At 68.2% G+C, this 24242-nt stretch carries 24 protein-coding genes, 1 tRNA gene, 2 pseudogenes and 1 riboswitch; of the genes and pseudogenes, 14 read left to right on the top strand and 13 right to left on the bottom strand.

Going from position 1 to position 24242, the window contains the following annotated elements:
* Positions 1 to 32 precede the first annotated feature (32 nt).
* From LOK46_RS25770 to LOK46_RS25760, 3 genes are all read left to right on the top strand, one after another.
* Positions 33 to 956, top strand: a complete 924-nt coding sequence (locus LOK46_RS25770) for a hypothetical protein (RefSeq protein ID WP_273561186.1) — start codon at positions 33 to 35, stop codon at positions 954 to 956.
* 329 nt (positions 957 to 1285) lie between these two features.
* Positions 1286 to 1484, top strand: a riboswitch (cobalamin riboswitch).
* Positions 1485 to 1807: 323 nt separating this feature from the next.
* A complete protein-coding gene (locus LOK46_RS25765; RefSeq protein WP_443192911.1) occupies positions 1808 to 3724 on the top strand; it encodes a TonB-dependent siderophore receptor in 1917 nt (638 codons plus the stop codon).
* The gene (locus LOK46_RS25760; protein WP_273561184.1) at positions 3724 to 4905 is read left to right on the top strand and encodes a DUF1624 domain-containing protein; all 1182 of its coding nucleotides are present in this window, start codon (positions 3724 to 3726) and stop codon (positions 4903 to 4905) included. Before LOK46_RS25765 ends, LOK46_RS25760 begins: the two co-directional genes overlap by 1 nt.
* 170 nt (positions 4906 to 5075) lie before the next feature.
* On the opposite strand, the pseudogene LOK46_RS25755 reads toward LOK46_RS25760, so the two are convergent.
* From LOK46_RS25755 to nikA, 7 genes and pseudogenes are all read right to left on the bottom strand, one after another.
* Positions 5076 to 6089, bottom strand: a pseudogene (locus tag LOK46_RS25755) (TonB-dependent siderophore receptor); the annotation flags it as partial.
* Positions 6090 to 6091: 2 nt separating this feature from the next.
* The gene (nikR, locus tag LOK46_RS25750; RefSeq protein WP_100253881.1) at positions 6092 to 6553 is read right to left on the bottom strand and encodes a nickel-responsive transcriptional regulator NikR; all 462 of its coding nucleotides are present in this window, start codon (positions 6551 to 6553) and stop codon (positions 6092 to 6094) included.
* A complete protein-coding gene (locus tag LOK46_RS25745) occupies positions 6553 to 7344 on the bottom strand; it encodes an ATP-binding cassette domain-containing protein (RefSeq protein WP_273561183.1) in 792 nt (263 codons plus the stop codon). Before LOK46_RS25745 ends, nikR begins: the two co-directional genes overlap by 1 nt.
* Positions 7341 to 8123: an ATP-binding cassette domain-containing protein gene (locus LOK46_RS25740; RefSeq protein ID WP_273561182.1), complete on the bottom strand. Its 783-nt coding sequence runs from the start codon at positions 8121 to 8123 to the stop codon at positions 7341 to 7343. The genes LOK46_RS25745 and LOK46_RS25740 overlap by 4 nt, the downstream gene beginning before the upstream one ends.
* The gene (gene nikC / locus LOK46_RS25735; protein ID WP_273561181.1) at positions 8120 to 8971 is read right to left on the bottom strand and encodes a nickel ABC transporter permease subunit NikC; all 852 of its coding nucleotides are present in this window, start codon (positions 8969 to 8971) and stop codon (positions 8120 to 8122) included. Before nikC ends, LOK46_RS25740 begins: the two co-directional genes overlap by 4 nt.
* On the bottom strand, positions 8968 to 9912 hold the full coding sequence (nikB, locus tag LOK46_RS25730; RefSeq protein ID WP_273564693.1) for a nickel ABC transporter permease subunit NikB: 945 nt from the start codon (positions 9910 to 9912) through the stop codon (positions 8968 to 8970). Before nikB ends, nikC begins: the two co-directional genes overlap by 4 nt.
* A gap of 11 nt (positions 9913 to 9923) precedes the next feature.
* Positions 9924 to 11498, bottom strand: a complete 1575-nt coding sequence (gene nikA, locus LOK46_RS25725) for a nickel ABC transporter substrate-binding protein (RefSeq protein WP_273561180.1) — start codon at positions 11496 to 11498, stop codon at positions 9924 to 9926.
* 129 nt (positions 11499 to 11627) lie between these two features.
* On the opposite strand from nikA, the pseudogene LOK46_RS25720 reads away from it, so the two are divergent.
* Positions 11628 to 11804 (top strand): annotated as a pseudogene (locus LOK46_RS25720) (transposase); the annotation flags it as partial.
* Positions 11805 to 11843: 39 nt separating this feature from the next.
* Here LOK46_RS25720 and LOK46_RS25715 read toward each other — a convergent pair.
* The 3 genes from LOK46_RS25715 to LOK46_RS25705 all read right to left on the bottom strand — a co-directional run bounded on the left by LOK46_RS25715 (position 11844) and on the right by LOK46_RS25705 (position 13805).
* Positions 11844 to 11933, bottom strand: a tRNA-Ser gene (locus LOK46_RS25715).
* Positions 11934 to 12003: 70 nt separating this feature from the next.
* The gene (locus LOK46_RS25710; RefSeq protein ID WP_273561179.1) at positions 12004 to 13167 is read right to left on the bottom strand and encodes a tyrosine-type recombinase/integrase; all 1164 of its coding nucleotides are present in this window, start codon (positions 13165 to 13167) and stop codon (positions 12004 to 12006) included.
* Positions 13164 to 13805, bottom strand: coding sequence for a hypothetical protein (locus LOK46_RS25705; protein WP_273561178.1), 642 nt, complete (start codon positions 13803 to 13805; stop codon positions 13164 to 13166). Before LOK46_RS25705 ends, LOK46_RS25710 begins: the two co-directional genes overlap by 4 nt.
* A 108-nt stretch (positions 13806 to 13913) precedes the next feature.
* Between LOK46_RS25705 and LOK46_RS25700 the strand changes: the two genes are divergently transcribed.
* The 3 genes from LOK46_RS25700 to LOK46_RS25690 all read left to right on the top strand — a co-directional run bounded on the left by LOK46_RS25700 (position 13914) and on the right by LOK46_RS25690 (position 17362).
* Positions 13914 to 14126: a helix-turn-helix domain-containing protein gene (locus LOK46_RS25700; RefSeq protein ID WP_273561177.1), complete on the top strand. Its 213-nt coding sequence runs from the start codon at positions 13914 to 13916 to the stop codon at positions 14124 to 14126.
* Between the two features lie 192 nt (positions 14127 to 14318).
* The gene (locus tag LOK46_RS25695) at positions 14319 to 14753 is read left to right on the top strand and encodes a hypothetical protein (protein WP_273561176.1); all 435 of its coding nucleotides are present in this window, start codon (positions 14319 to 14321) and stop codon (positions 14751 to 14753) included.
* Positions 14750 to 17362 carry a PriCT-2 domain-containing protein gene (locus LOK46_RS25690; protein WP_273561175.1) on the top strand — a complete coding sequence of 871 codons (2613 nt, stop codon included), beginning with the start codon at positions 14750 to 14752 and terminating at the stop codon, positions 17360 to 17362. Before LOK46_RS25695 ends, LOK46_RS25690 begins: the two co-directional genes overlap by 4 nt.
* Positions 17363 to 17565: 203 nt before the next feature.
* Here LOK46_RS25690 and LOK46_RS25685 read toward each other — a convergent pair whose 3' ends face one another.
* Positions 17566 to 17934, bottom strand: a complete 369-nt coding sequence (locus tag LOK46_RS25685; RefSeq protein WP_273561174.1) for a hypothetical protein — start codon at positions 17932 to 17934, stop codon at positions 17566 to 17568.
* Between the two features lie 86 nt (positions 17935 to 18020).
* Here LOK46_RS25685 and LOK46_RS25680 point away from each other — a divergent pair, with 86 nt between their 5' ends.
* The 5 genes from LOK46_RS25680 to LOK46_RS25660 all read left to right on the top strand — a co-directional run bounded on the left by LOK46_RS25680 (position 18021) and on the right by LOK46_RS25660 (position 20830).
* Entirely contained in the window at positions 18021 to 18332 is a 312-nt protein-coding gene (locus tag LOK46_RS25680) for a hypothetical protein (protein WP_273561173.1), read from the top strand.
* Positions 18333 to 18502: 170 nt separating this feature from the next.
* Positions 18503 to 19075, top strand: a complete 573-nt coding sequence (locus LOK46_RS25675; RefSeq protein WP_273561172.1) for a hypothetical protein — start codon at positions 18503 to 18505, stop codon at positions 19073 to 19075.
* A gap of 178 nt (positions 19076 to 19253) precedes the next feature.
* Complete coding sequence (locus tag LOK46_RS25670; RefSeq protein WP_273561171.1) at positions 19254 to 20279, top strand: hypothetical protein; 1026 nt, start codon at positions 19254 to 19256, stop codon at positions 20277 to 20279.
* The gene (locus tag LOK46_RS25665) at positions 20276 to 20494 is read left to right on the top strand and encodes a hypothetical protein (protein WP_273561170.1); all 219 of its coding nucleotides are present in this window, start codon (positions 20276 to 20278) and stop codon (positions 20492 to 20494) included. Before LOK46_RS25670 ends, LOK46_RS25665 begins: the two co-directional genes overlap by 4 nt.
* A gap of 12 nt (positions 20495 to 20506) precedes the next feature.
* Positions 20507 to 20830, top strand: coding sequence for a hypothetical protein (locus LOK46_RS25660; RefSeq protein WP_273561169.1), 324 nt, complete (start codon positions 20507 to 20509; stop codon positions 20828 to 20830).
* 5 nt (positions 20831 to 20835) lie between these two features.
* On the opposite strand, the gene LOK46_RS25655 is transcribed toward LOK46_RS25660, so the two are convergent.
* Both LOK46_RS25655 and LOK46_RS25650 read right to left on the bottom strand, forming a co-directional pair.
* A complete protein-coding gene (locus LOK46_RS25655) occupies positions 20836 to 21102 on the bottom strand; it encodes a hypothetical protein (protein WP_273561168.1) in 267 nt (88 codons plus the stop codon).
* A 57-nt stretch (positions 21103 to 21159) separates the two neighbouring features.
* Positions 21160 to 21360, bottom strand: coding sequence for a hypothetical protein (locus LOK46_RS25650; protein ID WP_273561167.1), 201 nt, complete (start codon positions 21358 to 21360; stop codon positions 21160 to 21162).
* A gap of 92 nt (positions 21361 to 21452) precedes the next feature.
* Between LOK46_RS25650 and LOK46_RS25645 the strand changes: the two genes are divergently transcribed.
* A complete protein-coding gene (locus LOK46_RS25645) occupies positions 21453 to 21698 on the top strand; it encodes a hypothetical protein (RefSeq protein ID WP_273561166.1) in 246 nt (81 codons plus the stop codon).
* On the top strand, positions 21688 to 24240 hold the full coding sequence (locus tag LOK46_RS25640; RefSeq protein ID WP_273561165.1) for a hypothetical protein: 2553 nt from the start codon (positions 21688 to 21690) through the stop codon (positions 24238 to 24240). Before LOK46_RS25645 ends, LOK46_RS25640 begins: the two co-directional genes overlap by 11 nt.
* The last annotated feature ends 2 nt before the right edge of the window (positions 24241 to 24242 follow it).

Raw genomic sequence — 24242 nt, 5'->3', positions numbered from 1 at the left:
TATAGCATCAGCTATAATTATGGGTTCGGGCTATGCCGCACATCGGGGCTCCGCGTCGCCTCTCGGCTCCAGGATGGGCCCTGTTCGGCCTCGCCGCGGCGCTGGGGCTCACCGCGGGACCGGCCCTGGCCCAGTCCCTGCCCACCGCTGCGGAGAACCTGACGCCGGGCGACCTCGACAGCGAGCATCTGTTCGGCTTCACCGAGGGCAGCGACCTCGGCGTTCCCGGGGAGGCGGAGCTGGAATGGGAGACGAGCGGGCGCCTCGGCCGGCGCGTCGCCCGCTTCCTGACCGTGGACAGTTCCCTCGCCCTGAAGGTGCCGCTGACCAACGATTTCCGCCTGGCCCCGGGCGTCACCTTCAACGCCTACGACATCGGCGCGCCGGGCACCCCGACCCGGACCACGGGCGGCTTCAACGGCGGCTTCCTCGAGACCCGGCTGCGCCTGCTGGATCGCCGGGCGGCCCCCTTCGGCCTGACCCTCAGTATCGTGCCGGGCTACGGAACCGTCGACGGCGGGTCCGGCGTGCCGGCGCGCAGCTTCGGCACCGAGATCGGCCTGCTGGCCGACCGCGAGATCATCCCCGGCAAGCTGATCGCCGCCGTCAATGTCGGCTTCGCGCTCTCCACGACGCGGCTGACCGTGATGGACGCGCCCGTGCGCGGATCGGGGATCGAGGTGGCGGGGGCGCTGGCCTACTGCGTCCGGCCCGGCCTCTTCCTCGGCGGCGAGGCACGCTATGCCCGGACCTACGACGGCCTGGCGCTAGACCGGTTCGCGGGCGAGGCCGTGTATCTCGGACCGACCGCCTACACGACCCTGTCACCCCAGGCCTGGGCCTCGTTCACCTGGAGCTTCCAGGTGGCCGGGCAGGCGATGGGCGAGCCCGGACCGCTCGACCTGTCGAGCTTCGACCGCCATCAGATGCGGTTGCGCGTTGGGTACAGCTTCTGACCGCGGCCTGCGGGCTTCACAGGGGCGAGGGACAGGCGCCAAGACAGCGGGAGGACGCCGGTCTTCGGGTGCTTTGACGGAGAGACTGGCGGAGAGGGGATGCCGCCGTATGATTTAGAAAAACATTACACATCAAAGACTTATTTGATCGGCCGCGGAGGCATCTGTGCCACCACAATGGCCCGTGGGGTGCGTCTCAGCAAGCGGCGCAAGACCGCCTCAACACGACCTTCTGGGGACGACTGAAACGGTGGTGCGCCTATCGCCGAATGGATTGCGACGTTCGCCGGATGGATTGTTGGCTCGCGTTGACTCACGAGTTCGTGAGGCTGTAGCTGGATCGTGACGGTTCCCCCTTCGGGGGATCAAAAGGGAACGCGGTGAGGGTCTCCCCGATGCCGCGGCTGCCCCCGCAACTGTAAGCGGCGAGCCCAGCACCACCGCGTCACTGGATGAGCCTCATCCGGGAAGACGGTGCGAGGGCGGTGACCCGTGAGCCAGGAGACCTGCCGTCAGCCGTGGTCACACGCGAAACGCGTCGGGCGGGGTGTCCTGACGGGTGTCAAAGCGCTGCCTCGTGAGGTGGTCGCCAAGGCCTCGTTCGCGGTGACGTGCCACTGCCGTCCCGAGGTCTTGAGTCCGTGTCCCGTCCCGCGCCGCAATGGCGGCTTCGCGCATCCGTCGCATCACTCGCTCTCGTATTCCTTGGGCTGACCCCGGCGACCGCCCAGGGCTTACGAGCCGACGCCGCCACAGAGGCGGTCGTTCTCGACCCGCTCTCGGTCGAGGGCAGCTACACCGCCGCCCCCACCTACCAGGTCAGGGATCTCTACAGCGGGACCAAGACCGTGATGCCGCGGCTCTCGCTGCCGCAGCAGGTCGACGTCGTGCCCCAGGAGGTCCTGCGGGATACTGCCGCCACGCGCGTCGAGCGCGCCCTCGACTACGTGCCGGGCGTCGGCAAGCAGAACGATTTCGGCGCCCAGAACCTCGCGCTCTACTCGGTGCGCGGCTTCGCCACCCAGGACATCTTCTTCAACGGCTTCAACATCGCCCGCGGCTACAACGGCGCGCCGGACACCCAGAACGTGCAGTCCATCGAGGTGCTCAAGGGACCGAGCGGGGCACTCTATGGGCGCAGCGACCAGGGCGGCACCGTCAACATCCTGACCAAGCAGCCCGTGGCCTTGCCCTTCGTGGAGACGGGCACGCTGTTCGGGAGCTTCGGCACGGCGCGCACCACCGTCGATGCCGGCGGGCCGCTGAACGAGGAAGGCACCGTCCTCTACCGGTTCAATGGCGCGCTCTCCCGGCAGGACAGTTTTCGCGATTTCGTCGACGGCGACCGCGTCTTGGTCGCACCGGTGGTGAGCTGGCTGATCAGCCCGGAGACCAAGCTCACCGTCGAGGCTCAGTACCTGCGCAACCGCCAGACCTTCGACCGCGGCACCACCGCGGTGAACAACCGCCTGGGCCTCGTCCCGCGCTCGCGCTTCTTCGGTGAGCCGGGCGACGACTCCGTGTCGGAGGCCGGGATCCTGCAGATCCGCCTCGATCACGCCTTCAACGCCGACTGGCAGCTCAGAGTCGCCGGACACTTCAACACCGGCAGCCTGACCGGTTTGCAGACCGGCGCGACCGGCCTCCTCGATGACGGCCGTACCCTGCTGCGCGAGTTCCGCCGGCACGACTTCACCTGGGGCGTGGCGATCGGGCAGGCCGAGCTCGTCGGGCACTTCGACACCGGGCCGTTCGCCCATACCGTGCTGCTCGGCCTGGAGCACGAGCGCTACAACAGCACCGAGAACCTGCTTCGCTCGACGCCGCGGCTCGACCCTTTCGCCATCGACCTGTTCACCCCGGTCTACGGCCAGCCCAAGCCGCCCTTCACGCGGCGCTACAGCGCGAGCGAGAACGTCGGGAACACCGCCGTCTACGTGCAGGATCAGATCGCGCTCAGCCCGGAATGGAAGCTCCTCATCGGCAACCGGACCGACTTCTACAACCAGACCTTCCGCGACAAGGTCGGCAACGAGCGCACGGAGCAGGACCGGACCGGCTTCTCGCCCCGCGCGGGTCTCGTCTACCAGCCGCTCTCCTTCCTCTCGCTCTACGGCAACGTGGCGGCCTCGTTCCGTCCCAACACCGGCTTCGACATCGCGACCCGTCCCTTCGCCCCAGAGACCGGCTTCGGCTACGAGGCCGGCATCAAGCTCGACCTCTTCACCGGCCTGAGCGTGACCGGCGCGGCGTTCCACATCGAGAAGGAGAACGTCCTGACAACGGACCCGCGGGACTTCTTCTTCCAGATCGCCGCCGGGGCGGTGCGGAGCCAGGGCTTCGATCTCAGCTTCGTCGGACAGGTGACGCCCGAGTTCCGGGTGATCGGCGGTTACGCCTTCATCGACGCCGCGGTGACCCGCGACGAGGTCCTGCGGGTCGGCTCGCCGCTCCTCAACATCCCGCGCCACTCCGGCAGCCTGCTCGGGGTCTACGAGGTCCAGGCCGGCGACTGGAAGGGTTTTGGGTTCGGCGGTGGCGTTCGGGCCGTCGGCTCGCGTCTCGGGGACAGCGGCAACGAGCGGTTCCGGCTTCCTGGCTACGTGCTGACCGACGCCCTGGCCTACTACCGCTACGAGAACCTGCGCTTCGGGCTCAACGTCGATAACATCTTCGACGAGACGTACTACGAGCGCTCCTACAACACATTCTGGGTCGGCGTCGGCGAACCGCGGCGGGTGACCGTCAGCATGACGGCGCGCTTCTGATGGGCGTGCATCCTGGAACGCTGCAGGCGTCGACGAAGGCACCGGCCGCGACCGGACGCCTCGCGTCCATCGACGCCCTGCGCGGGCTGGTGATGGTGCTGATGCTCCTCGACCACCTGCGTGAAACCTGGTTTCTGCACGTGCCGGTCGCCGATCCAGTCGATGCCAGGACCGCCCTGCCAGCCCTGTATCTCGCCCGCCTCGCGGCCAGCCTGTGCGCGCCGATCTTCATCGTGCTGACGGGCGTGGCCGCGTACCTGTTCAGCGCCCGGCACACCCTGGCGGAGACGCGCGCCTATCTCGTGAAGCGCGGTCTCGTGCTCATGGCCCTGGAGGTCTTCTACCTCTCGGAACTGTACTGGGGCGTCGCCAGCCCGACGCTTTGGCTTCAGGTGATCTGGTGCATCGGCGTGTGCATGATCGTCCTGGCAGCGCTGATCGGCCTGCCGCGCTCGGCGTTATTCGCGGTCGGAATGCTGGTCGTTTGCGGACACAACCTCCTCGATCCGATTCAACTTCAGCCCGACAACCCCCTCTTTACCGTCTGGGCCATGCTGCACCAGCGCGACGTCATTCCCCTTCCCTTCGGATTGGTCGCGAAGACGACCTATCCGGTGCTTCCCTGGATCGGTGTCATCGCGCTCGGCTATGCCATCGGTCCGTGGTTCCTCCCCGGTGTCGCCACACGTCGGCGCGAGCGCCGTTTCGCTGCCGTCGGCATCACGTTGCTGGTCACCTTCGCGCTGCTGCGTCTGGCGAACGGCTACGGGGACAGGCCCTGGTTCATCGTCGACGAGAGCGCCTTGCGGACCGCGATGAGCTTCTTCGCGTTGACGAAGTATCCGCCATCGCTGCTGTTCCTGCTCCTGACGCTCGGGAGCGGGGCGCTATTGCTCGTCCTATTGGAGCGCATGGGCGACCGCCCGGTCGTCGCGGCGCTGGCGGTGTTCGGCGGTGCGCCGCTCTTCTTCTACCTGTTTCACCTGACGGTTCTGCGGCTGCTCTACCACGGCGCGTTCGCGACCTGGGGCGCGACGCAGGGGACCGTGTTCGGCGTCGGCAACTATGCGTGGATTCTCGTGTGGTCCGCTGGGCTGATCGCGCCCCTCTACTTCCCGACGGCATGGTTCTCGCGCCTCAAGGCGTCGCGGCGCGACATCGCTTGGCTCAAGTACCTCTAGGTCAATCTGCAATATGCTTGTCCCGTGAGGGGCTGCTTGCGGCGTGCTATGATCATACGGCAGCCCCCAACAGAACCCTCAAAGCGGATTTCGATCTGGCGCGAACAATACCGTCGACGACGCCCGCCTTGAGCCGCAGGGTCAGAAGCTGACCGTGAGCGACCCGGTGACGCGCCTCGGCGATCCTGGGTAGACGCGGTACACGTTGAGCGAGCTCTCATGGTGCTCTGCCCCGGCTCCCCGAGGAAGCGCGAGATCGGCAGGAAGCCGAGCTGCTTGTTGATGGCGATCACGCCCCGGTCGAAGATGATCCGGTTGCGCTGGATGTCGGCCTCGACGGTGACGCGCGTGTCCGGCGTGATCTGCCAGCTCACCACCGGAGCGACGAGCAGCCGGTCGCTGTCGACGAAGTCGCGGAAGCTGCCCGCGCCCTGGGCCGCGAAGTTGAAGCGGTAGAGGACGGTGCCGTCCTCGGTGAGCGGACCACCCGCGTCGACGGTCCCGCGGGTCAGGCCGAACGAGTCGAGCTGGTTGCCAAACTCGACGAAGCGCTGGGCGGTCGGCTGCTTGGTGACGATGTTGACGAGCCCGCCCGGATCGCTGCGTCCGAACAGGCCGGCGCCCGGCCCTTTCAGAACCTCGATGCGCTCGATGTTCTGCGCGTCGGGCGGGGGCGGCGTACCGCGGTTGAGGGGGAAGCCGTTCTGGTAGATCTCCGAGGTGGTGACGCCGCGGATGGCGTAGCTGAAGATGCTGAGGCCGCCGAAATTGTTCTGCTGCGCCACGCCCGGCAGGTAATTGAAAACCCGGTCGACCCGGGTGGCGGCGAGATCGGTGATGGCCTCGCGCGGCGCGACCGTGACCACCTGGGGGACATCCAGTTGCGGCGTGTCGGTCTTGGTGCTGCTGACCGCCCGCCCGGCTCCGTAGCCCGGTGTTGGGCCGATCAGGCCGATCAGGCCGATCGTGCCGGCGGCGGTCGTCGTGCCGGACGGCGAGCCGGCTCCGACCGACTCGACCGACAGCTCTTCCAGCGCCACGCTCTCCTGCGCCCGCGCCTCGCTCGAGGGCGTCCCTGTGGCGAGCACGGCCGCGAGGGCGAGACCGGTGCCGTTTCGCGCGCCACGTGACGGGCGGGTCACCCGCCGACGGACAGGGGCCCGGGCCGGATGGAGCACCCGCATCATCACGTCCGGATATGCTCGTGGGGATGGGGCGTGTGCCCGTGCGGGTGGTCCACGACCTCGATCCGCGCCGGGATGATCGACAGGCTGTCGTGGCGCACGCCGCGCTGTGTCGCGATTGCGTCGACGAAGGCGTGGATCTCCCGGACACGCCCGCGCAGGACGAGGGTGTGCAGCGCCGCCTCGTGGTCCAGTGGCACCTGCACCTGCGTGATGACGAGGTCATGCCTTGCCCGCTGTTCCTCCGCGAGGCGCTGCCCAAGGTCTCGCACGCCGGCTTCCGCCACGAAGGTGAAGGTCGCCACGCAGGCGTGGTCGGGATCGCGCTCGCGGCGCGCTTCCGCGAGGCCCCGGCGCAGCAGGTCGCGCATCGCCTCCGAACGGCCCGCGTAGCAGCGGACCTCCGCGATCCGGTCAACGGCGTCGACGAGTTCGTGGTCCAGGGTGACGGTAATCCGCTGCATCAGCTTGCACCCGCTGGGAGGGCCGGGAGGACGGCGTCGACGAGCTCGCGCGCGGCCGGATGCTCGAGCTCAAGCCTCGGTCGACACGGCGACGAGTCGACGACCCGCCCGTCGTCGAGAACGACGACCCGATCCGCGAACCGGCTCGCCAGACGGATGTCATGCGTGACGAGCAGGAAGGCGGTTCCCTGTTCATGTCGCAGGACGGTGAGGCGGTCGAGGATCTCGATCTGTAGCGGCGCGTCCAGGTTCGAGACCGCCTCATCGAGCACGACGAGCGCAGGTCGGGTAGCCAGCGCCCTGGCGAGGCCGACGCGCTGCACCTGGCCGCCGGAGAGCTGGCTCGGGAGCCGCCCGATCACGGATGGGTCGAGACCGACGAGAGACAACAGCGCATGGACCCGTGCTCGCCTCTCCGTCGCCGAGAAGCCGGTCAGATGCCGCAACGGCTCCGCAATCGTGCGGCCTACCGTATGGCGCGGGTTCACCGCCGTGAGCGGGTCCTGAAGAACCATCTGGACCGCCGACCTGAAAGCTCGCCGCCCCGCGTCGTCGAGCCCGGCTAGACCCATTCCGCGGAACCGCACGACACCGGCAGAGGGGCGTTCCAGGCCGAGGAGGAGGCGGGCCAGCGTGCTCTTGCCCGAACCGCTGCGTCCGATCAGGGCGACGCACCCGCCCTCCTCGATGGCGAGGTCGACGTCTGCGAGGACGGGTCGTGGCGCGCCGCGGCGCCACCCGGTGCCCGCGTAGACTTTGCCGAGCCCATGGGCGGACAGGAGGGCCGTCACCGCGCGACCTCGTGAAGGGCTCGGTGAGCCGCGAGCAGCGCCCGCGTCTCCGGTCGGTCCGGCCGTGCGAAGACTGATGCCGTGCCTCCCGTTTCGACGATCCGCCCGTCCGCCATCACGGCCATGCGATTTGCAAGGCGGGCGACGACGCCCAGATCGTGCGTGACGATCAGGAGGCCGAGGCCTCTGTCGCGCACGAGGGCTGCCAGCAGGTCGAGGATCCGAGCCTGGGCGACGAGGTCGAGATCCGTCGTCGGCTCGTCGGCGACCAGGAAGGGAGCCCTCGCGAGCAAGGCGAGCGCGATCATAGCGCGCTGGAGCATGCCGCCGGACATCTGGAACGGGTAGAGGTCCGGCACCCGCGGATCGTCGCCGAGCCCGACGGCCGCCAACGCCTCGCGCATCGCCGCCCGGCTCTCGGTGCGCTGGAGGCCCACAGCCGCGCCGGTTTCACCCGCATGGTCACCCATCGTGCGCAGCGGGTTGAAGGCCGAGCGGGGCGCCTGGAGCACGGTGGCGACCGTCCGGCCGCGGAGCTCAGCTGGCGCCACCGCCGTGCCGTCGAGGTGGATGCGACCGGCGACGCGCCGGGTCCCAGGCGGCAGCGTGTCGAGGAGCGCCGCGCAGGCCAGAGACTTGCCCGAGCCGCTCGTGCCGACGAGGGCCAGCACCTCGCCCGTGCGCAGTTCGAACGAGGCGTCGGCGACCAGCGGCACGGCCTCGGCTCCGCGCCGGGTCTCGACGCGCAGGTTCTCGGCCCGGAGCACCCGCGGGCTCATAGGCCACGCTCCGCAACGAGTGTCGGGTCGAGGCGGTCGCGCAGCGCGTCGCCGAGCTGGTTGAACGCGAGGACGGCGACGGCGATCGCGAGCCCCGGCCAGACGACCAGCAGGGGCCGTGTCCAGAAGAAGGCCCGGGCCTCGCTGATCATCACGCCCCATTCCGGGGTCGGGGGCTGCACGCCGAGGCCGAGGAAGGACAGGCCGGCGACGTGGAGCGCCATGTGGCCGACGTCCAGGGTGGCGAGCGCCGCGAGCGGCGGCAGGACCCCCGCCAGCACGTGCTCGACGAAGACCGCCACCGGCGATGCCCCCGCGATCCGGGCGGCCAGGACGTAGTCGCGCGTCTTGAGTTCGAGGACGAGACCTCGGACGATGCGGGCGTACCAAGCCCAGTGAGACAGCGCGATCGCCGCGATGACGTTGACGAGGCCGGTGCCGAACGCGCCGATCAGGAACAGCGCCAGCACGAAGGTCGGCACGGTGAGGAACACGTCGCACAGGCGCATGAGCACGGCGTCGGTCCGGCCGCCCAGCATCCCCGAGACGGCGCCGACCCCGAGGCCCAGCGCCACCACCAGGGCGAGGGCGGCCGCGACGGCGCCGAGCGTCGTCTGCGCACCGGCGATCAGCCGGGACAGGATGTCCCGTCCGAGATGGTCGGTGCCCAGGGGATGGATGAGGCTCGACGACTCGAAGCGGGCCGTGAGGTTCACCGCCAGGGGGTCGTGCGGCGCGGCCAGCGGTCCGAGAAGCGCCAGCAGCAGGATCACGATGGCGAGCGCGCCGGGGACCGTGACCGATCCCAAGCCCGTGCGGGCCACCCGCACGGAAGCGTTCGGCCTCACGCCGTCGCCTCCCCAGCAAGGCGCATGCGTGGGTCGAGCCAAGCATAGGCGATGTCGACCGCGAGGTTGCAGAGGACGAACACCGCGGTCATGACCAGGGTGAAGCACTGGATGACCGGGTAGTCGCGATTGTAGATCGCCGAGACCGCGTAGCGGCCGACGCCCGGCCACGAGAAGATCGTCTCGACCACGAGCGCGCCGCCCAGGAGCTCGCCGACATGCATGCCGGTGGCGGTCACGACCGGCACCAGGGCGTTGCGGAAGACGTGTCGGCGTCGAACGGTTCGCTCGGGGAGCCCGCGCAGGCGCGCGTAGAGGACGTGGCGCGTCCCCGCGACCTCCAGCATGCTCGCCCGCAGCAGGCGCGCGTTGACCGAGAGGGACATCAGGCAGATCGCGAGCGCCGGCATGACGAGATGCGCGAGCGTGCCTCGGCCCATCGGGGGCAACCAGCCCAGGGTGACCGAGAAGAGGGCTACGAGGAGGAAGGCGATCCAGAAATTCGGCAGCGAGACGCCGAGCACGGCGATCCCGCGCACGAGGCGATCCTGCCAGCCGCCGCGATGGGCGGCCGCCCAGGCGCCGAGCGGCAGGCTCACCGCGATGGTGACGGCGAGCGCGGTCCCGGCCAGTTCGAGGGTCGCGGGCAGGTAGCCGAGGAGTTCGGGCAGGACCGGCCGGCGCGTGACGTAGGAGAGGCCGAAATCCCCCCGCAGGGCGCGCCACAGCCAATCGAGGTATTGGACGACGGATGGCCGGTCGAGGCCGAGCAGGATGTGCGCGTCGGCGAGGGCGGCTTCGGTCGGCGGGATCTGCGAGAGGCGCAGGTAGTCGAGGGCCGGGTCGCCCTGGCCGAGCCGCAGCATCACGAACACGAGGATCGAGACGCCCAGCAGCATCGGCGGGATCAGCGCGAGGCGGGCGGCGATGAAGCGGAGCATCGGCTTGCCGTTCATCGGGCTGCCGGCCGCATCGCCGCGAAGGGGATCTCGTTGATCGTCGCTCCGAAGCCGACGCCCGTGATCGAGGAACGATGGACCTCGACGGCCACGGCGTGAGAGATCGGCAGGTAGATTGCGGCCTCGTGCAGGGTGGTCAGCAGCCTGGCATAGATCCGTTGGCGCTCGGTCTCGTCGGTCGTGGCGAGCACCTCCCCGATGGCCGCGTCGATGTCCGGCTTCTCCGGCAGCCCGACCTGCGCCTGGTAGTCTGCGTGCGACGGGGTGCGCATCGAACTGATGAAGGAGGCGGGATCGTAGGGCGGCCCCCAGGTCTCGCCGAAGATGAGGCCGAAGCGGCCGTCCTTCTGACGGGCCAGGATCGAACTCTCCTCCTCGCCGATCAGCCGGACGTCGATGCCGACGCGGCCGAGATCGGCCTGGAGCACCTCGGCGATCGCCCGCTGCTGGGCGTTAGTCCCGACGAAATCGACCTCGACGGCGAGGCGGCGTCCGTCCTTCGCACGCACGCCGTCGCGCCCGAGCGTCCAGCCGGCCGCGTCGAGCATGCGGGAGGCCGCGTCCCGGTCGAAGCCGTAGCGCTTCAGCCCGACGTCGGCGTACGGCACGCGCGGCGCGAACAGGAAATCGGCTCGCGGCTCGATCCCGTCGAGCACCGTCCGGACCAGCGTGTCCTTGTCGACGGCGTGGTTGATGGCGAGGCGGACCGCCCGATCATCGGTCGGGAAGCGCGCGGAGTTCATCGCCAGCACCCGGGTCGCCAGCGGCGGCGAGACCGCTGCGGCGAAGTTTGGGGCCATGTCCCGAAGGCGGACGAGGGCTTCCGAAGGAATCTGTCCGGCCGCGCCGTAGACGAGGTCGATCTCCCCCGTCTGCAGGGCGATGACGCGGGTGTTGGGATCGGGGATGACCTTGACGACGAGCCGGTCGAAGATGAGTCTCGGGCCCCAGTAGCCCGGGTTGCTCTCGAACGTGTCGGAGACGCCGAGCTGGGTGTCGACGAGCCGCCACGGCCCCGTGCCGACCGGCGCCCCGATGCCGACGGCCGTCGTACCGCCGGGGCCCATGGCCCTCGGAGACAGGAACCGGAAGGGCCGCGGCAGGGAAAGTTCGAGCAGTGTCGGGTAGTGCGGCGCCTTCAGGACGAGACGGAATGCCAGGGGCCCGACGATCTCGGTACGCTCGATTTGCTGGATGAGATCGAGCCACGCGTGCCGCGGGCGGTTGGCCAGGATCGCGTCGAAGTTCGCCTTGACCGCGGCCGCGTCGAAGGGAACCCCGTCGCTGAAGGTGACGCCGGGGCGCAGGGCGAAATCGTAGGTCCGCCCGTCCTCGGAGATGGTCCACGAGGTCGCGAGCCAGGGCTCGACCGATCCATCGCCGCGGTACTTCACCAGCGATTCGTAGACGCTCGCCTGCGCGAACATCTGATTGGGTGCGTAGAGGTGCGGGTTCAGGGAACCAACGTTCGAGGGCCACGAGTAGGTCAGTTGCCCGGCGGCTGTCTGGGGCGGTCCGAGGAAGCTCGCCGCCATCGCGGCGACGGCGAGGGTCGCCAACTTGGTCATGTACGGGTCGCGGTATGAGGATCTCTACAGAACGTCATACACTGCCCGAGCTTGACCGTGAACTGACCTGACCGGCTGGCTTTGGACCGGGCTGATTGAGAGGATCAGTCAGGACCGAAGGAGTCGGACATGCGGCGAGGTCAGAAGACGAGCGCGGAGCAGGTGGTGCTGAAGCTGCGGCAGATCGAGGTGCAGACAGCCCAGGGCAAAAGTTTGTCACTGGCGTGCAAGGAGGCGGAGCTCTCCGAGCAGAGCTACTACCGCTGGCGCAAGGAGTACGGCGGTCTCCAAGGCGACTCTTGCCAGACAACAACTTCAAGCGGGAGTTAGCGATTTTCCGCTAGCTGGCGGAGAGGGGGGGATTCGAACCCCCGATGCCCTTGCAGGCATGCCGCATTTCGAGTGCGGTGCATTCAACCGCTCTGCCACCTCTCCAAAGCCTTGGGATCATTGCAAAATCGGCGCTTTTGCAGGTCGGTTGAAAACCCTGCTTGCTACCGGATTGCTACCCAACACTCCGTGGGCGCTTCTCTAGCGCCTGAGATAGGGCCTCGTCAACGCGGGCCACGGCCTCTTCCTGCATCCCCGGCAGGACGTGGCTGTAGAGGTCCAGGGTTATGGAGACTCGAGAGTGCCCGAGCCGCTCTGACGCGACCTTGGGGTGCACCTTGCTGCCGAGCAGATGGGTGGCATGGGCATGCCTGAGATCGTGCAATCGGATCTTCGGCAGGTCGCTCGATGCCGCGAGCTTGCGCCAGGCCTGCGTCAGGGTGCGGGGCTGGATCGGCTCACCATCCTCTCGCGTGTAGAGGTGGGTCGCCTCGGTCTGGCGCACGCCGATCGCGAGCAGCTCTTCGGCCTGCTCGACACGGAACAGGCGAAGGCGCGCAGTCAGCATCGCCGGCAGCGTGACGACCCGGCCCTTGCCCGACTTGGGCGGCTTGGTGCGAACGCCTTCCTTAGTCTGCTCGACGCTCTCCGCGACCGTCAGGCGGCCGTTCGCCAAGTCGATATGGCGCCAGCGGAGCGCGACGATCTCGCCGCGCCGCAACCCGCACAGAACAGCGATCATCACCGGGATCAGCAGCCGGGACTTCTCCAGTTTGTCCAGGAGGACGATCGTCTGGTCGAGGTCGTAGGTGTTCATCGCCTTGCGCTCGACCACGGGCGGGTCGACGGCTTCGGCAGGATTGCGAGCTGTCAGCTCCCACCGGACGGCCTGCTTGAGCGCCTTCTTGAGCAGCCGGTGCATGAGGACGACAGTGGCGGCCGCAAGGCCTCCCGTGCCGCCACAACGTCCACTCGCGAGTGCCTTGGTGTAGGCCGCGGAGATCTGCGCCGGTCGCAGCTTCGTGAGGTACACGCTACCGAGTGCCGGGATCAGGTTTTTCTTGACGACTTCGGTGTAGCGCTCGTGCGTCTTGGGCGAGACCTGCGACTTTGCGTGGTCGATCCAGCGCAACAGCAGGTCGCTCATCAAGATCTTGTTCGGCTCCACATAGCCGCCGTTCTGGATCTCTGTGATGAGCCGGGCGCACTCTTTCTGCGCCCCTCGCTTCGTCCCCTTGAACGAATGCCACTTCCGCTTGCGCTTGCCGGTCTCAGGATCACGGACATCGAGGATGATCGCCCACTTGCCGGGCGATCGTTCGCGTATGTGACCTTTCATCGGCGCGGCCTCTTCTTCGGCTGTGCGACTGGCTGCTGCTCCTCCCGGTCCAGCCGGTCAGCCTCGGCACGCATCTGCTCTGCTGTACCCTGGAAGATGTGCGGCCGGTCGGCAAGCTCGCCCAGGTCGCTTTTGATCAGCGATCTAATTTGCGCCTTCCGACTTCCTGTGAGCGGTAGGGCCTGCTCTGCATCTTGGATGCCTTTCAAGACTACAGCCGGGTGCTCCTTCGCCGTCACATCGGCGAGTAGTTGCTCAAGATCGGACAGCTTCTGCGCCTCACCTGGCGGGCGCATCGCCTTGAGCACAGCTTCTACCTTTCTGCAGACCTGATCATAGGCTGTTGGGTCGTGTCGCCAGTCGGCCGAGAGGTTGGCGGGGTTGTGCCAGAGCTCCAACACCATCGAGATAACACGCATCAAGGCATAATTCTCGCGACTTCCGAACGCGTCAATAATCTTATCGTCTTCAATAAAACTACGACGTATCCTATGTTCGACCTCGCGAGAGATTGTATTGTTGTCCCTCTTCGCGACCTCTTCTTCAAGTCTTGCGCGGAGATCAGGCGTTAGACGCGTCGATAGCACGGCGGTCTGCCCAACATACTCGCCCTTCGGTGCCGGTCCACGCTTACCCATTCGATTCCTCCAAAACCTGCTTACAGATCGTAGGGATACGGCTTGTGATGGTCAAGGACGGAGCGATATCATCTTTCAGATCGTAGGGTCGTTTTGGAGGCAAAGACCATGAGAGCCAACGAGCCGGGACAGACCGGCGCAAAGACCATCAGTGTCGAAGAGGCCGGGCGCTGGCTCGGCGTCAGCCGGAACACGGCCTACGAGGCCGCGGGCCGGGGCGAGATCCCGACCATCAGGATTGGGAGGCTGCTGCGGGTGCCGGTGGCCCCGTTCGAGCGCCTGCTGGGTCTCGGCGCGAGCGCGAACTCGGAGGCCGCGTAGACGGATGGCTTCCAGACAGAGTGAAGCCCGCGCGGCGGTGGCACGCCGGCGGGCCTCGGAAATGTCGTATCGCATCGACCCTTCCGAAATAGCACCTCACCCCTTTGCGGTCCACAGGATCGCCCGGCGCTTCGGCCTCTCGCCCGCAACTGCGGTCGTGCTCGCCGAACTCGCCTTCCCGGCCACCGACACATGGAGGGCGACGCGATGACGTTGACCCTTTCCCGCCAGCAAAGGCGCGCCATGCAGCGGCACGCCGAGGACGCGGACCGCGCTGTCGAGGGTGATCGGCGGTTCTTCGCTCGCTGGCCCGCCCGCACCTATCGCATCCGCCTGCTCTCGCAGGCTGAGCGGCGGCAGGTCGAGATCTTCCGGGGCAAGCCGATCCAGCCATTGCCGGACCAGGCCGTGTTCACGGTGATCAAGCAGCTCGCTCCGGGAGTCCGGATGCGGGCGACCGTGATTGGTCCCCAGGACAGCATCGGCGAGGAGCTGACCGACGCCGAGGCCGGCAGCATCTACGAGGGGTACGCGGACCATCATCCCGAGGTCCGCCAGCGTGAGGCCGCGTTGCTCGCGGCGGTGCGTCTCCCGGGCGGGCCCCTCCACGAAGGGGGCGGACGATGACGGATCACTTCCGCCTCAATCCCACGGAGCTGCGCCTCGCCCTCCGTGAACGCGGCTACCACCCGGTCCCGGTTTCGGGGCCGACCATGAACGTGTCGTCGGCCGGGAAGCGGCCGACCATGTCAGGCTGGGAACGCCGCTGCCTCGATGCTTCCCCAGAGGAGATCCAGCGGTGGGGCTCGATGCAGCCGGACTGCACCAATACCGGCCTGCTGTGCGGTCGGATGGTCGGGGCCGATATCGATGTGCTTCGTCCCGATCTCGCCGAGGCTATTGCGGACCGAGCACGCCTGGTGCTCGGCCCCACGCCCCTGGTGCGGATCGGGCGCGAGCCGAAGGTGCTGCTCGGGTACCGGCTCGACATCCCGACCGATAAGCTGCAGACGGCCGCGCTCCACTTCACCGACGCCACGACCGAGAAGCCGACCAAGGTCGAGGTGCTCGCCCGCGGGCAGCAGTTCGTTGGGTTCGGCGTCCACCCTGAGACGCAGGCGCCTTACCGCTGGCCCGACGCCTCGCCGCTGACCGTCGACTTCGCCGATCTGCCCGAGGTCACCGAGGGCGCGCTACGCCAGTTCGTGGCCGAGGCGGAAGAGATCCTGCGCGAGGCCGGCGCCTGTACGCGGCGCGAGCGCAAGCAGGAAGGCAGGAAGCGCGAGGACAAGGGCCGCCGGGCGGCTGGGTTCAAGGCGAGCGAGCGGCCCGACCGGGCGACGATCGAAGACGCCCTGGCGCACGTGCCGAACGACTTCGACTATGACGGCTGGGTCCGGATCGGGTTCGCCCTGTACGAGGGCCTCGGCGAGGCCGGGCGTGATCTCTGGGAGCAGTGGTCCGCCACCTCGCCGAACGACGACGCAGCCTTCACCTCCGGCAAGTGGTCGAGCTTCGCGGGCGGACGCTCCGTCACGATCGCCACCCTGTTCTGGCACGCGGCCGAGAACGGCTGGCGGCGTCAGGGCCGCTCCGGCGCACCCAAGCAGGACCGCGCTGAGCGCCGCGCCAACGCGGATCCCGAAGCCGCTCCGCAGGAGGATGACGGCCGCCCCATCGTGCGCTTCGTCGCCGGCCGGGTGCCGGAGGCGGTCGACCGGATGGAGCACCTGCTCCTGAGGTCCGGCGTCGAGATCTATTCCCGAGCCGGCGCTCTGGTCCGGCCCGTGATCGATGAGGTGCCGGCCGCCAAGGGCAGGATGACCACGGTGGCACGGATGTCGCCGCTGGTCGCCGTCAGCCTCGCCGATATGACGGCTCGCATCATGCGGGTGCAGCGGTTCGACCGGCGCGCCGAGGACTGGCTCGACATCAACCCGCCGGCCGAGATGACCATGACGCTGCTGGCCCGCGAGGGGCAGTGGCGGGTCCCGCCAGTCGCCGGTGTCGTGACCACGCCGACGCTGCGGCTCGACGGCTCGATCCTCGAGCGCCCCGGCTACGATGCCGCGACCCGCCTCTACTACGCCGCGGATCCCGGCTTCCACCTGCCTCCGATCCTGGAACGCCCGACGAAGGTCGACGCCCTGCGCGCCCTGGCGGTAATCGAGGAGCTGCTGGCGGGCTTCCCGTTCGTGGATCACGTCGACCGGTCCGTGGCGCTGTCGGGGATCCTGACGGCTTTGGTTCGCGGCGTCCTGCCGACGGCGCCTCTGCACGCCTTCCGTGCGACGACGGCCGGGACCGGAAAGAGCTTCCTGGTCGACCTCGCCAGCGTCATCGCCACCGGCCGGCGCTGCCCGGTGATCGCTGCCGGCAAGTCGGAGGAGGAGACCGAGAAGCGCCTGGGCGCGCTCCTGCGCGACGCCGTGCCGGTGGTGTCGATCGACAACGTCAACGGCGAGCTCGGGGGCGACATGCTCTGCCAGCTCACCGAACGCCCGCTGGTCCGAGTGCGAATCCTCGGCAAGAGCGAGGCGCCGGAGCTGGAGTGCCGGTCCACGGTGTTCGCCACCGGCAACAACCTGGTGCTCACGGGCGACATGACCCGGCGCGCCCTGGTGTGTTCCCTGGACGCCGGAATCGAGCGTCCCGAGCTTCGGGCCTTCGACTTCGATCCGGTCGCCGAGGTGTTGGCTGACCGCGGCCGGTTCGTCGCCGCCGCGCTCACCGTGATCCGGGCCTACCGCGTCGCCGGCGCGCCGAAAGTGTGCGGGGCGATCGGCTCCTACGAGGATTGGAGCGACATGGTGCGCTCGCCGCTGATCTGGCTCGCCCAGGCGGATCCGGTCACGAGCATGGAGACAGCTCGCGAGGAAGACCCGGAGCTGTCCGCGATCCGCGAGCTGTTCGGGCAGTGGCGCGAGCACCTGAGCCTGTCGAGCGGCTACACGACCAACGCCATCATCAAGACGGCCTGCGAGAAGGGGCCGGGCTCGAGCTTCGACTACAACGTCCAAGACTTCCGGGCCCCTGAGTTCCGCGACCTGCTGCTGAGGCAGGCCGGCGAAGGCGGGGCCGTGAACAGTCGTCGGCTCGGAAAGTGGCTATCGCGGATCAAAGGGCGTGTCGTCGGCGGCCACCGGATCGAGATGCGGGAGGATGGAAGCCACGGAAACCGCTTCCTGCTCACCTGTATCGACCCTCGCCACACGGGCCAGGAGCCGCAGTTCTGATGCGCGCGCCAGCTCACAATGGGGGTTTGGGGGGTTTTGGGGGTTTGTTTTCAGCCAACGCGGCAAACTGTCAGGTCATTCTCGTAATCGAGTGCACCCGTCATGCGAGTGCGTGCGCACGTGACAGTTTATGGGTAGCGGCTGAAACGAACCCCCCAAACCCCCCAAACCCCCAATCGGCAGCCGAGGGGCTGAGGTGCCGCTCAGATCCCGACGCTTGCAGCGCCCGCTTCGGCCGCCTCGTCCACGGTAGCGCCGTTCCGCAGGGCCATCGCGATCACGGCCGACATCGTGTCGACGGCTTGAGCACGATCCTCGGCGTGATCCTGGGTGACGCTCAACCTCATCCGCCGGTGAGCGTACTGCCCGTCGGGAAACTTGCGATCCAGTCTATCTCTCAGTCGTCTGACTGCCGCAGTGTAATCGTGATCGAAATTCCTTGTTCTGCGAAGGGTATCTTTCCTGCGGATCTCAGCCTCATCTTCTGTAGGCAACAGATCTACGTGGCGCGTACTGGCGCCGCCGACAATAAAATCGAACGCTTTGGCGATCACTCGAAACATGAACGGCATCGGAGCCTCCTGAATAGGCAGCGGATGACGCAACTGATCAGTGTTCGTGACGCGGACCCTCGGTATGCAGCTGCAAGGAGTGGACCATGACGCCCGCCGAGCAACGGGCCGAGCAGCTCGATGCGCTCGCGAAGGCGCGCGACCTGCGAGCCATGGCTGACGCGGTGATCGGTACGCTGGAGCGGGTGCTTGCCGCCACGGCCATGGCGATGCCACCGCTCGCTGAGCCCGAGCGCCCCGAGTGGCTGCCGGTGAAGCTGGCCGCCCGACAGCTGGGGATTGAGCCGCTTGCTGCCAGGCGTCGGGCACAGCGCGGCCTGCGGACCGGACGAGCGAGGAAGGTCGGCGGTCGACTCCAGCTTCACATGCCGAGCCAGCCGGAGCCGAGCGATGGGTAGGACCCAGGTACTCCCCTGCCCTGCCCGATCACCAACGAAGGAGGGTGCTCAGAGTTTAACGGCGGGGCCTCCTGACCCCCTCCCGGATCGGAGGTAACGCGCGAGGCTCGGGCCCTGTCTAGCCGCAATATCGCAAAACCACTTAACTCTTAACGAGAGGAGCGCCGCCCATGGCGATCACAACCAAGGCTGCACTTGCCGCCGAGCTGCGAATTTCTAAGGCGCGCGTCTCGCAATACGTGAAAGCGGGCATGCCTGTACGTTCGGACGGCAAACTGAACCGCGAAGAAGCCTTGCGGTGGGTGTCAACGAACCAGTTAAGCCAGACCTACGAGGACAAGGGCGCGAACCGGGCGCGCAAGCTGGAGAAGCCGTCGAAGCTGAAGGCGAGTCCCGGCCCGATGGTCGGCAACTACGAGCCCGAGGTGGCGGTCGCTCGCGCGATCCTGGGCCCCGCCTACAGGCTCATCGCGGAGCGTGCGGTTGAGGCCGGCGTCTCGATCGAGATGGCCTACGCCCTGGCCCTGCGGGTTGCGTCCGAGCTGGACGACCTCGGATCCAAGACGCTCGTCCGGTGCGGCTTCCCGGGGTTCGCGAAGACGCTGACGATCGGGGACCTGTGTGACGTGAGGGAGTTTCCTGACCCGGACTGGCCAGCGCTCGCCAAGAAGACGGGAACGACGTTCGACGAGCTCGCCTGCGAGCGGTTCGTCGGCCAGTTCGAGGACACCGCTGCCGCCTGACCTGTCGCCTTTTGTGACCCCCAGGACCGCCCGTTGTCGCCTTTTGTGACCTCCCCAGGCCCGTAGCCCTCACCGACACTGTCCCCTGTCGCGCACCGGAGGTCATGCCGGGCCGCGCGGCAGGAGCGGCGCCTTTCCTCGCGGGCTTGGCGCCGCTCCCCAGATCCGGGGAGCGCAGATGCTGGGACGACGGGACAAGGCGAAGGGTCTGGAGGCCGAGGTGCAGAGCCTGGAGGTGCGCCGCGCGGGCGTGCTGAACCGGCTCACCGACGCCACCGCCCGCCACGAGGCCGCGATCGCCGAGCAGCGGCGCTTCCTCACCGAGACCGACGGCGCTGACGCCCGGCAGGCCAAGGCCGTGGCGGAGGCCTGCAGGAAGGCCGCCGACGACCGCGTCGCGCTTGAGGATGCTGCCCGCACCCTGGCCGGCCTGATCGAGGACGCGAAGGCCCGGCTGGCCGCAGAGCGCGACCGGCGCGAGCGGGACAGGACCGCCAGCGAGATCGAGGCCGGCGCCTCTGCGATCGAGGCCGCCGCCGTGGGCCTCTCTCGTGCCGCTGTAGCCTTCGACGTCGCCCGCGAGGCGCTGGTGGCCGCCTGCCGCGACCACGCGCCGAAGGACGTCCTCGGCGGCGACTGCCGCCACGTCATCCTCACGGCCGCCGCGCGCCAAGCGGGCATCACCAGCCGCGAGCCGGACGTCTCGGCGATGTTCGGCACCTTCCACGTCGACGCCGTGCCCGCGGCCGGAAATACGGTCTCGGCGATGCGGGCCAGCGCCAAGGCGATCCGCGAGGGCGCCGCGCCGAACACACTGCCGGCCAAACCTGAGGCGCTGCCGACCACCCCGACCTTGCCGATGGTTCGCGCCTGCCTCTGGCGCGAGGCGATCTACGCGACACACCTGAACCACCGGATTCAGGTGTTCCCGGGCAACGTCGAGCTGCCGGAGCCGATCGCCCAGGCCGCCTTCGACAAGGGCGTGGCCTTCCCGCCCAACACTGTCGGCGGCCAGCGCGTCATGCAGATCCTGCGGACGGACCCGAACGCCCGGCTGGAGCAGGACGGCCAGGGTTCGATCCGCGCGGTTCGGTTCGCCGGCGTGATGGGTGATGGCGGTCGCGGGCTGAAGCCGGCCGAGCCGCCGGTCTTCCTCGGCACCCTGCCCGATGGTGATGGCGTGTTTGCGGAGGCTGCACAGTGACCGACCGAAAGACCAAGGAGGCAGCCGTCCGCATGGCGGTGCGGTCCACGCAAGACCTGCTGGTGACGCGAGCGCTCTACGCGAACAGCAAGACCGCCAGGAACCTCGTCACTCCGAACATGCTCGCGATCGTCCAGGCCGAAGCCGAGGTCGCCATGACGGCCGCCGATCGCGCGCACGGCATTCCCATCCCGCCCCTGCGGCGGGTCCAGTGACGGAGAACTGACATGGCCGACGCCTACACCGACCTCGCAGCCCTGGCCGCCAAGGATCCCGCCGGCAAGGGGCGCCTCTGGGCTGTCAGGGACGGCAACTGCTGGAGCTACGCCGGCTGCGCGGTCGACCCTCGCGGATCGAACCTGAAGGTGCCGGTCGAGAGCGTGCCGGATGCCCGCGTGAAGGCCGCGCTTGCGGACGGCACGTGGATGGGGGCGGTGATCGACACCAACGCCACGCCGATCAAGATCCTGGCCGTTCAGGTGACGCCCGCGCCCGGTGCCCCGCTGAACGTGCTCAGGGCTAGCGACCTCGGCACTGTGGCGGCGGCCTAACCGTGTCAGTTGCCCCCGCCTCCGCCACCGCTGTCACCTCCACCGCAGCTCCCGCTGTCACCGGAGGAACCGCTATGCGAGCAGTGATGACTGCCGTGGCTGTCGGAGGTCGAGCCCGAATCAATGCTCGAAGCGCCCCAGGTGCTGCTGTCGCTGTAGGTGTAGCTGAACTTCCGGCTCCGCTCCTTCGTCAGCAGGGCCAGAAGGCTTGCCACGATCGCGATTGCCGCGAGGATGATGACCGCGAGCTCGATCGCGTGCTTCTCGTCCATCGGAACCTCCACGGGTTCGTCGGTTCGAGAAGTATAGCACACCGATCCGCGCGGGCGTCACTCGCCGGTCGTGCCGGTGCCCCTGGCGCGCGGCCGCTCGTGCTGCCGCTCGATAGTCTCCGGGGTCAGGCTGGCCACTCCGTAGATCGCATCGTCGCCGGTTCGCGCCGCCCTGCGCCGCCGCTGGAGAAGCCCCCAGCCTACCGCGACGAGGGCGACCATGAAGATCGCGAACATGACCAAGCGCCAATCTTCCATCGCGGTCTCTTTCTGATTCGTCTCGACGATATCAGTGCAGTGCACCAACTGCGTAGACCTCAGAGGTGCGGCAAGTCGGCTGAGGTCTCGGCATGAACCGCGTCGCCGAGATCGCCGACTACCTGCTCAGCACCGGCATCGGCGACACCGAGGCGGCGTGGAAGGCCGAGGTGCTGGAGACGATCGCCGCTCGCTGGCCGGACGTGGGCGAGGCCGAGCTGACCGCGGCATTCCAAATCGTGATCGTGGAGACTGCCGCCGATCTGGCGCGGGCGCTCGCGAAGCGGGTCGAGGCCGACGCGCCTCATACCGACAGGAGATGCTGCGATGGCCGATGAACCGCTGCGCATGGAAGTCGAGGTCCGGGACAAGTTCACCGGCCCGCTGAAGGCCTTCCGTCAGCACCTCCTCGACGCCGCCCGTTCCGGGGCCGACCATTCCGAGACCCTGACCAAGGGCTTCGGCAAGGTTGAGGGCGCGCTCCAGGGCACCGCCCGGACCGCGCAGACCGTGCTGAACCCGGCGCTGTCCGCGCTGGGCGTCACCGGCCTCGGCGTCGGCGTGGCGGTGGCCGGCATCGCAGGCGCGCTCCGCAACCTGTCGGGCAACCTGACCGCGTTGGGCCAGCTGTCGCGCGAGACGGGCGTCGCCGCCGACACGTTGCGGGTGTTCGGTTCGGTGGCGAGCAAGTTCAACGTCGACCAGGACACGATGGCCGCCGGCACCAAGAACTTCGTCGCGAACCTGCGCGAGTTCCGGATGCACGGCAACGAGACGTTCGCGTGGCTGCAGAGCCAGGGCCGGACCACCGAGGGCCGCAGCGCGTTTCAGAACCTCGCCAAGGACCTGCGCAACTCGACCGACGCGGGCGAGGCGCTGAAGAAGGCGCTCCAGTTCGGCGAGCAGATTAAGGACCCGACCGAGCGCGGCATCTTCTTCCAGAAGCTGTTCGGCAACGCCGACCTCGCGCGCGTGGCCGACGGCCACCTCGGCAAGCTTGAGGACGTCTGGAAGAAGACGCAGGCCCGCCTGCCGCCGCTGGACCCGAAGGCGATCCTGAAGGCCGAGGAGTTCGACCGAGCGGTGGCCGACCTGCGCGGGTCGATGAAGAGCATCGGCACCACGATCGCGTCCGAGGTGCTGCCGTTCGCGTCCGACTTCACCAAGTGGATCGACGACATCGTCAAGGACCAGCGCGGCGACTTCATGAAGGCGCTGCGCGAGAGCCTCCAGGGTGTCAGCCGCGAGCTGCGCGGCATCGACTGGAAGACGGCCGGCGAATCCGCCAAGGACATGCTGGTCAGCACCACGGGTCTCGTGACCTCGCTGGCGCATGGCATCCACGACATCGCCGACGTGATCGCGGCCCTGAAGAAGGGCGAGTATGCGGAGGCCTTCGCTCGCGCCGACAGCATGTCCGGCCCTGCCATCGCCGGCAAGGACGAGGGCGCCGACGGCCCGCTGCGCCGCCGCCTCGCCCCGCGTCTCGGCGACGATGAGATCGCGGCGCGCCAGCGGGTCGAGGAACTGACCAAGCTGCGCGACGCGGCCAAGGAGGCGGGCGGCTACTTCATCGGCCGGACCCAGCAGCGCATGGGCCTGCTGGACACGCCCGAGGCGGCGCAGAAGAAGCTCGAGGAGGCCCAGGCCGAACTCAGCCGCCTCCAGGCGCGCACGCCCGAGCAGCGCGAGCGCGACTTCCGGGAATCGGCCGACAAGCTCCGGCGGTCTATGGACGGGCTGTCCGAGACCATCAAGGGGCAGAAGGACGCCAAGGTCTCAAAGTCGAGCGCCGAGGACGATGGCCTGTTCGGCGGCGCCCGGATCCAGACCGCATCGTTCGGCGGTGGCGGCGGTGGATATCGGCGCTACGGCGGCGGTTCGGGCCCGGGCTACGTCGGTGAGGCGGGTCCCGCAGGTCCGGGCGCGGGCCGCAGCTATGGCGGTGGCCGACTGAACGGGCTCGGTGATGGAGGCGCGCCGAGCCCGCGTCTACCAGGCATTGGTGGCCGCACGCACAGCGTGCCTCAGGCAACAATGCCGCCAAGAACTCAGGGTGGTGTGCCAACCGGCAGCGATGCGGGCAACCTCACAGCGCTAATCGAAAGGGAAGCGCGCGCGGCCGGCATCGACCCGCGGATAATGGAAGGAATCCGAGCGGGTGAGAGTGGTCACCGACATAACCGTGGCAACCCGCGAGCGGCATACGATCACAACCCCGGCACGCGGGCTATTCCCGAAGATTCATGGGGGCCCTTCCAGCTAAACCGCCGCCGTGGAACAGGGCAAGAATTTGAGCGAGATACAGGGTTGGACCTTAGTGATCCGAGAACAATTCCAGATCAGGTTCGATATGTAGCGCAATACTTGCGAAAGAAACTCGCCAAGAATCCGCGCTATAGCCCCTACCCCAACTGGCAGGGGTATCGCGGCAACCGAGACGCAGATCCTCGATGGGGCGATTCTGGGTACGTGCCGGAACAGAGCGGTTCGCCGACCCGCTTGCCTGGCGGAGGCGATTTTCTTCCGAATGGCGCGCCGCGCGTTTTGAAGCCCGACAGCATGCGAGGGGCGCCAGGGCTCACCATGTCGGAGAGCGACCGGATGCGCGCCGGCAAAGCCGATGGGGATGCATGGGCGGCTCGCGAGAAGGCTCGGAAAGAGTTCGATCGGCGCCTACAGGCTGGAGATGAGCGCCTGACTGCCTCCGCTAGCCGTGCCGGCGTTGGCGGCGGCAAGCTCGAGGCGAATGGCAGCGTCTACGTCCAGGTCCATCGCCCGGGCCCGGAGACGCAGGTGAGCACGTCGGCGTCAGGCAATCTGTTCAGAGACGTGCAGATGCGTCGTGGTCAGGCGATGGAGAAGGCGGGGGGCGGGTAACG

It is taken from the genome of Methylobacterium sp. NMS14P, assembly GCF_028583545.1.
Taxonomy (GTDB): domain Bacteria; phylum Pseudomonadota; class Alphaproteobacteria; order Rhizobiales; family Beijerinckiaceae; genus Methylobacterium.
This window is presented reverse-complemented; position numbering and strand designations above follow the sequence as displayed.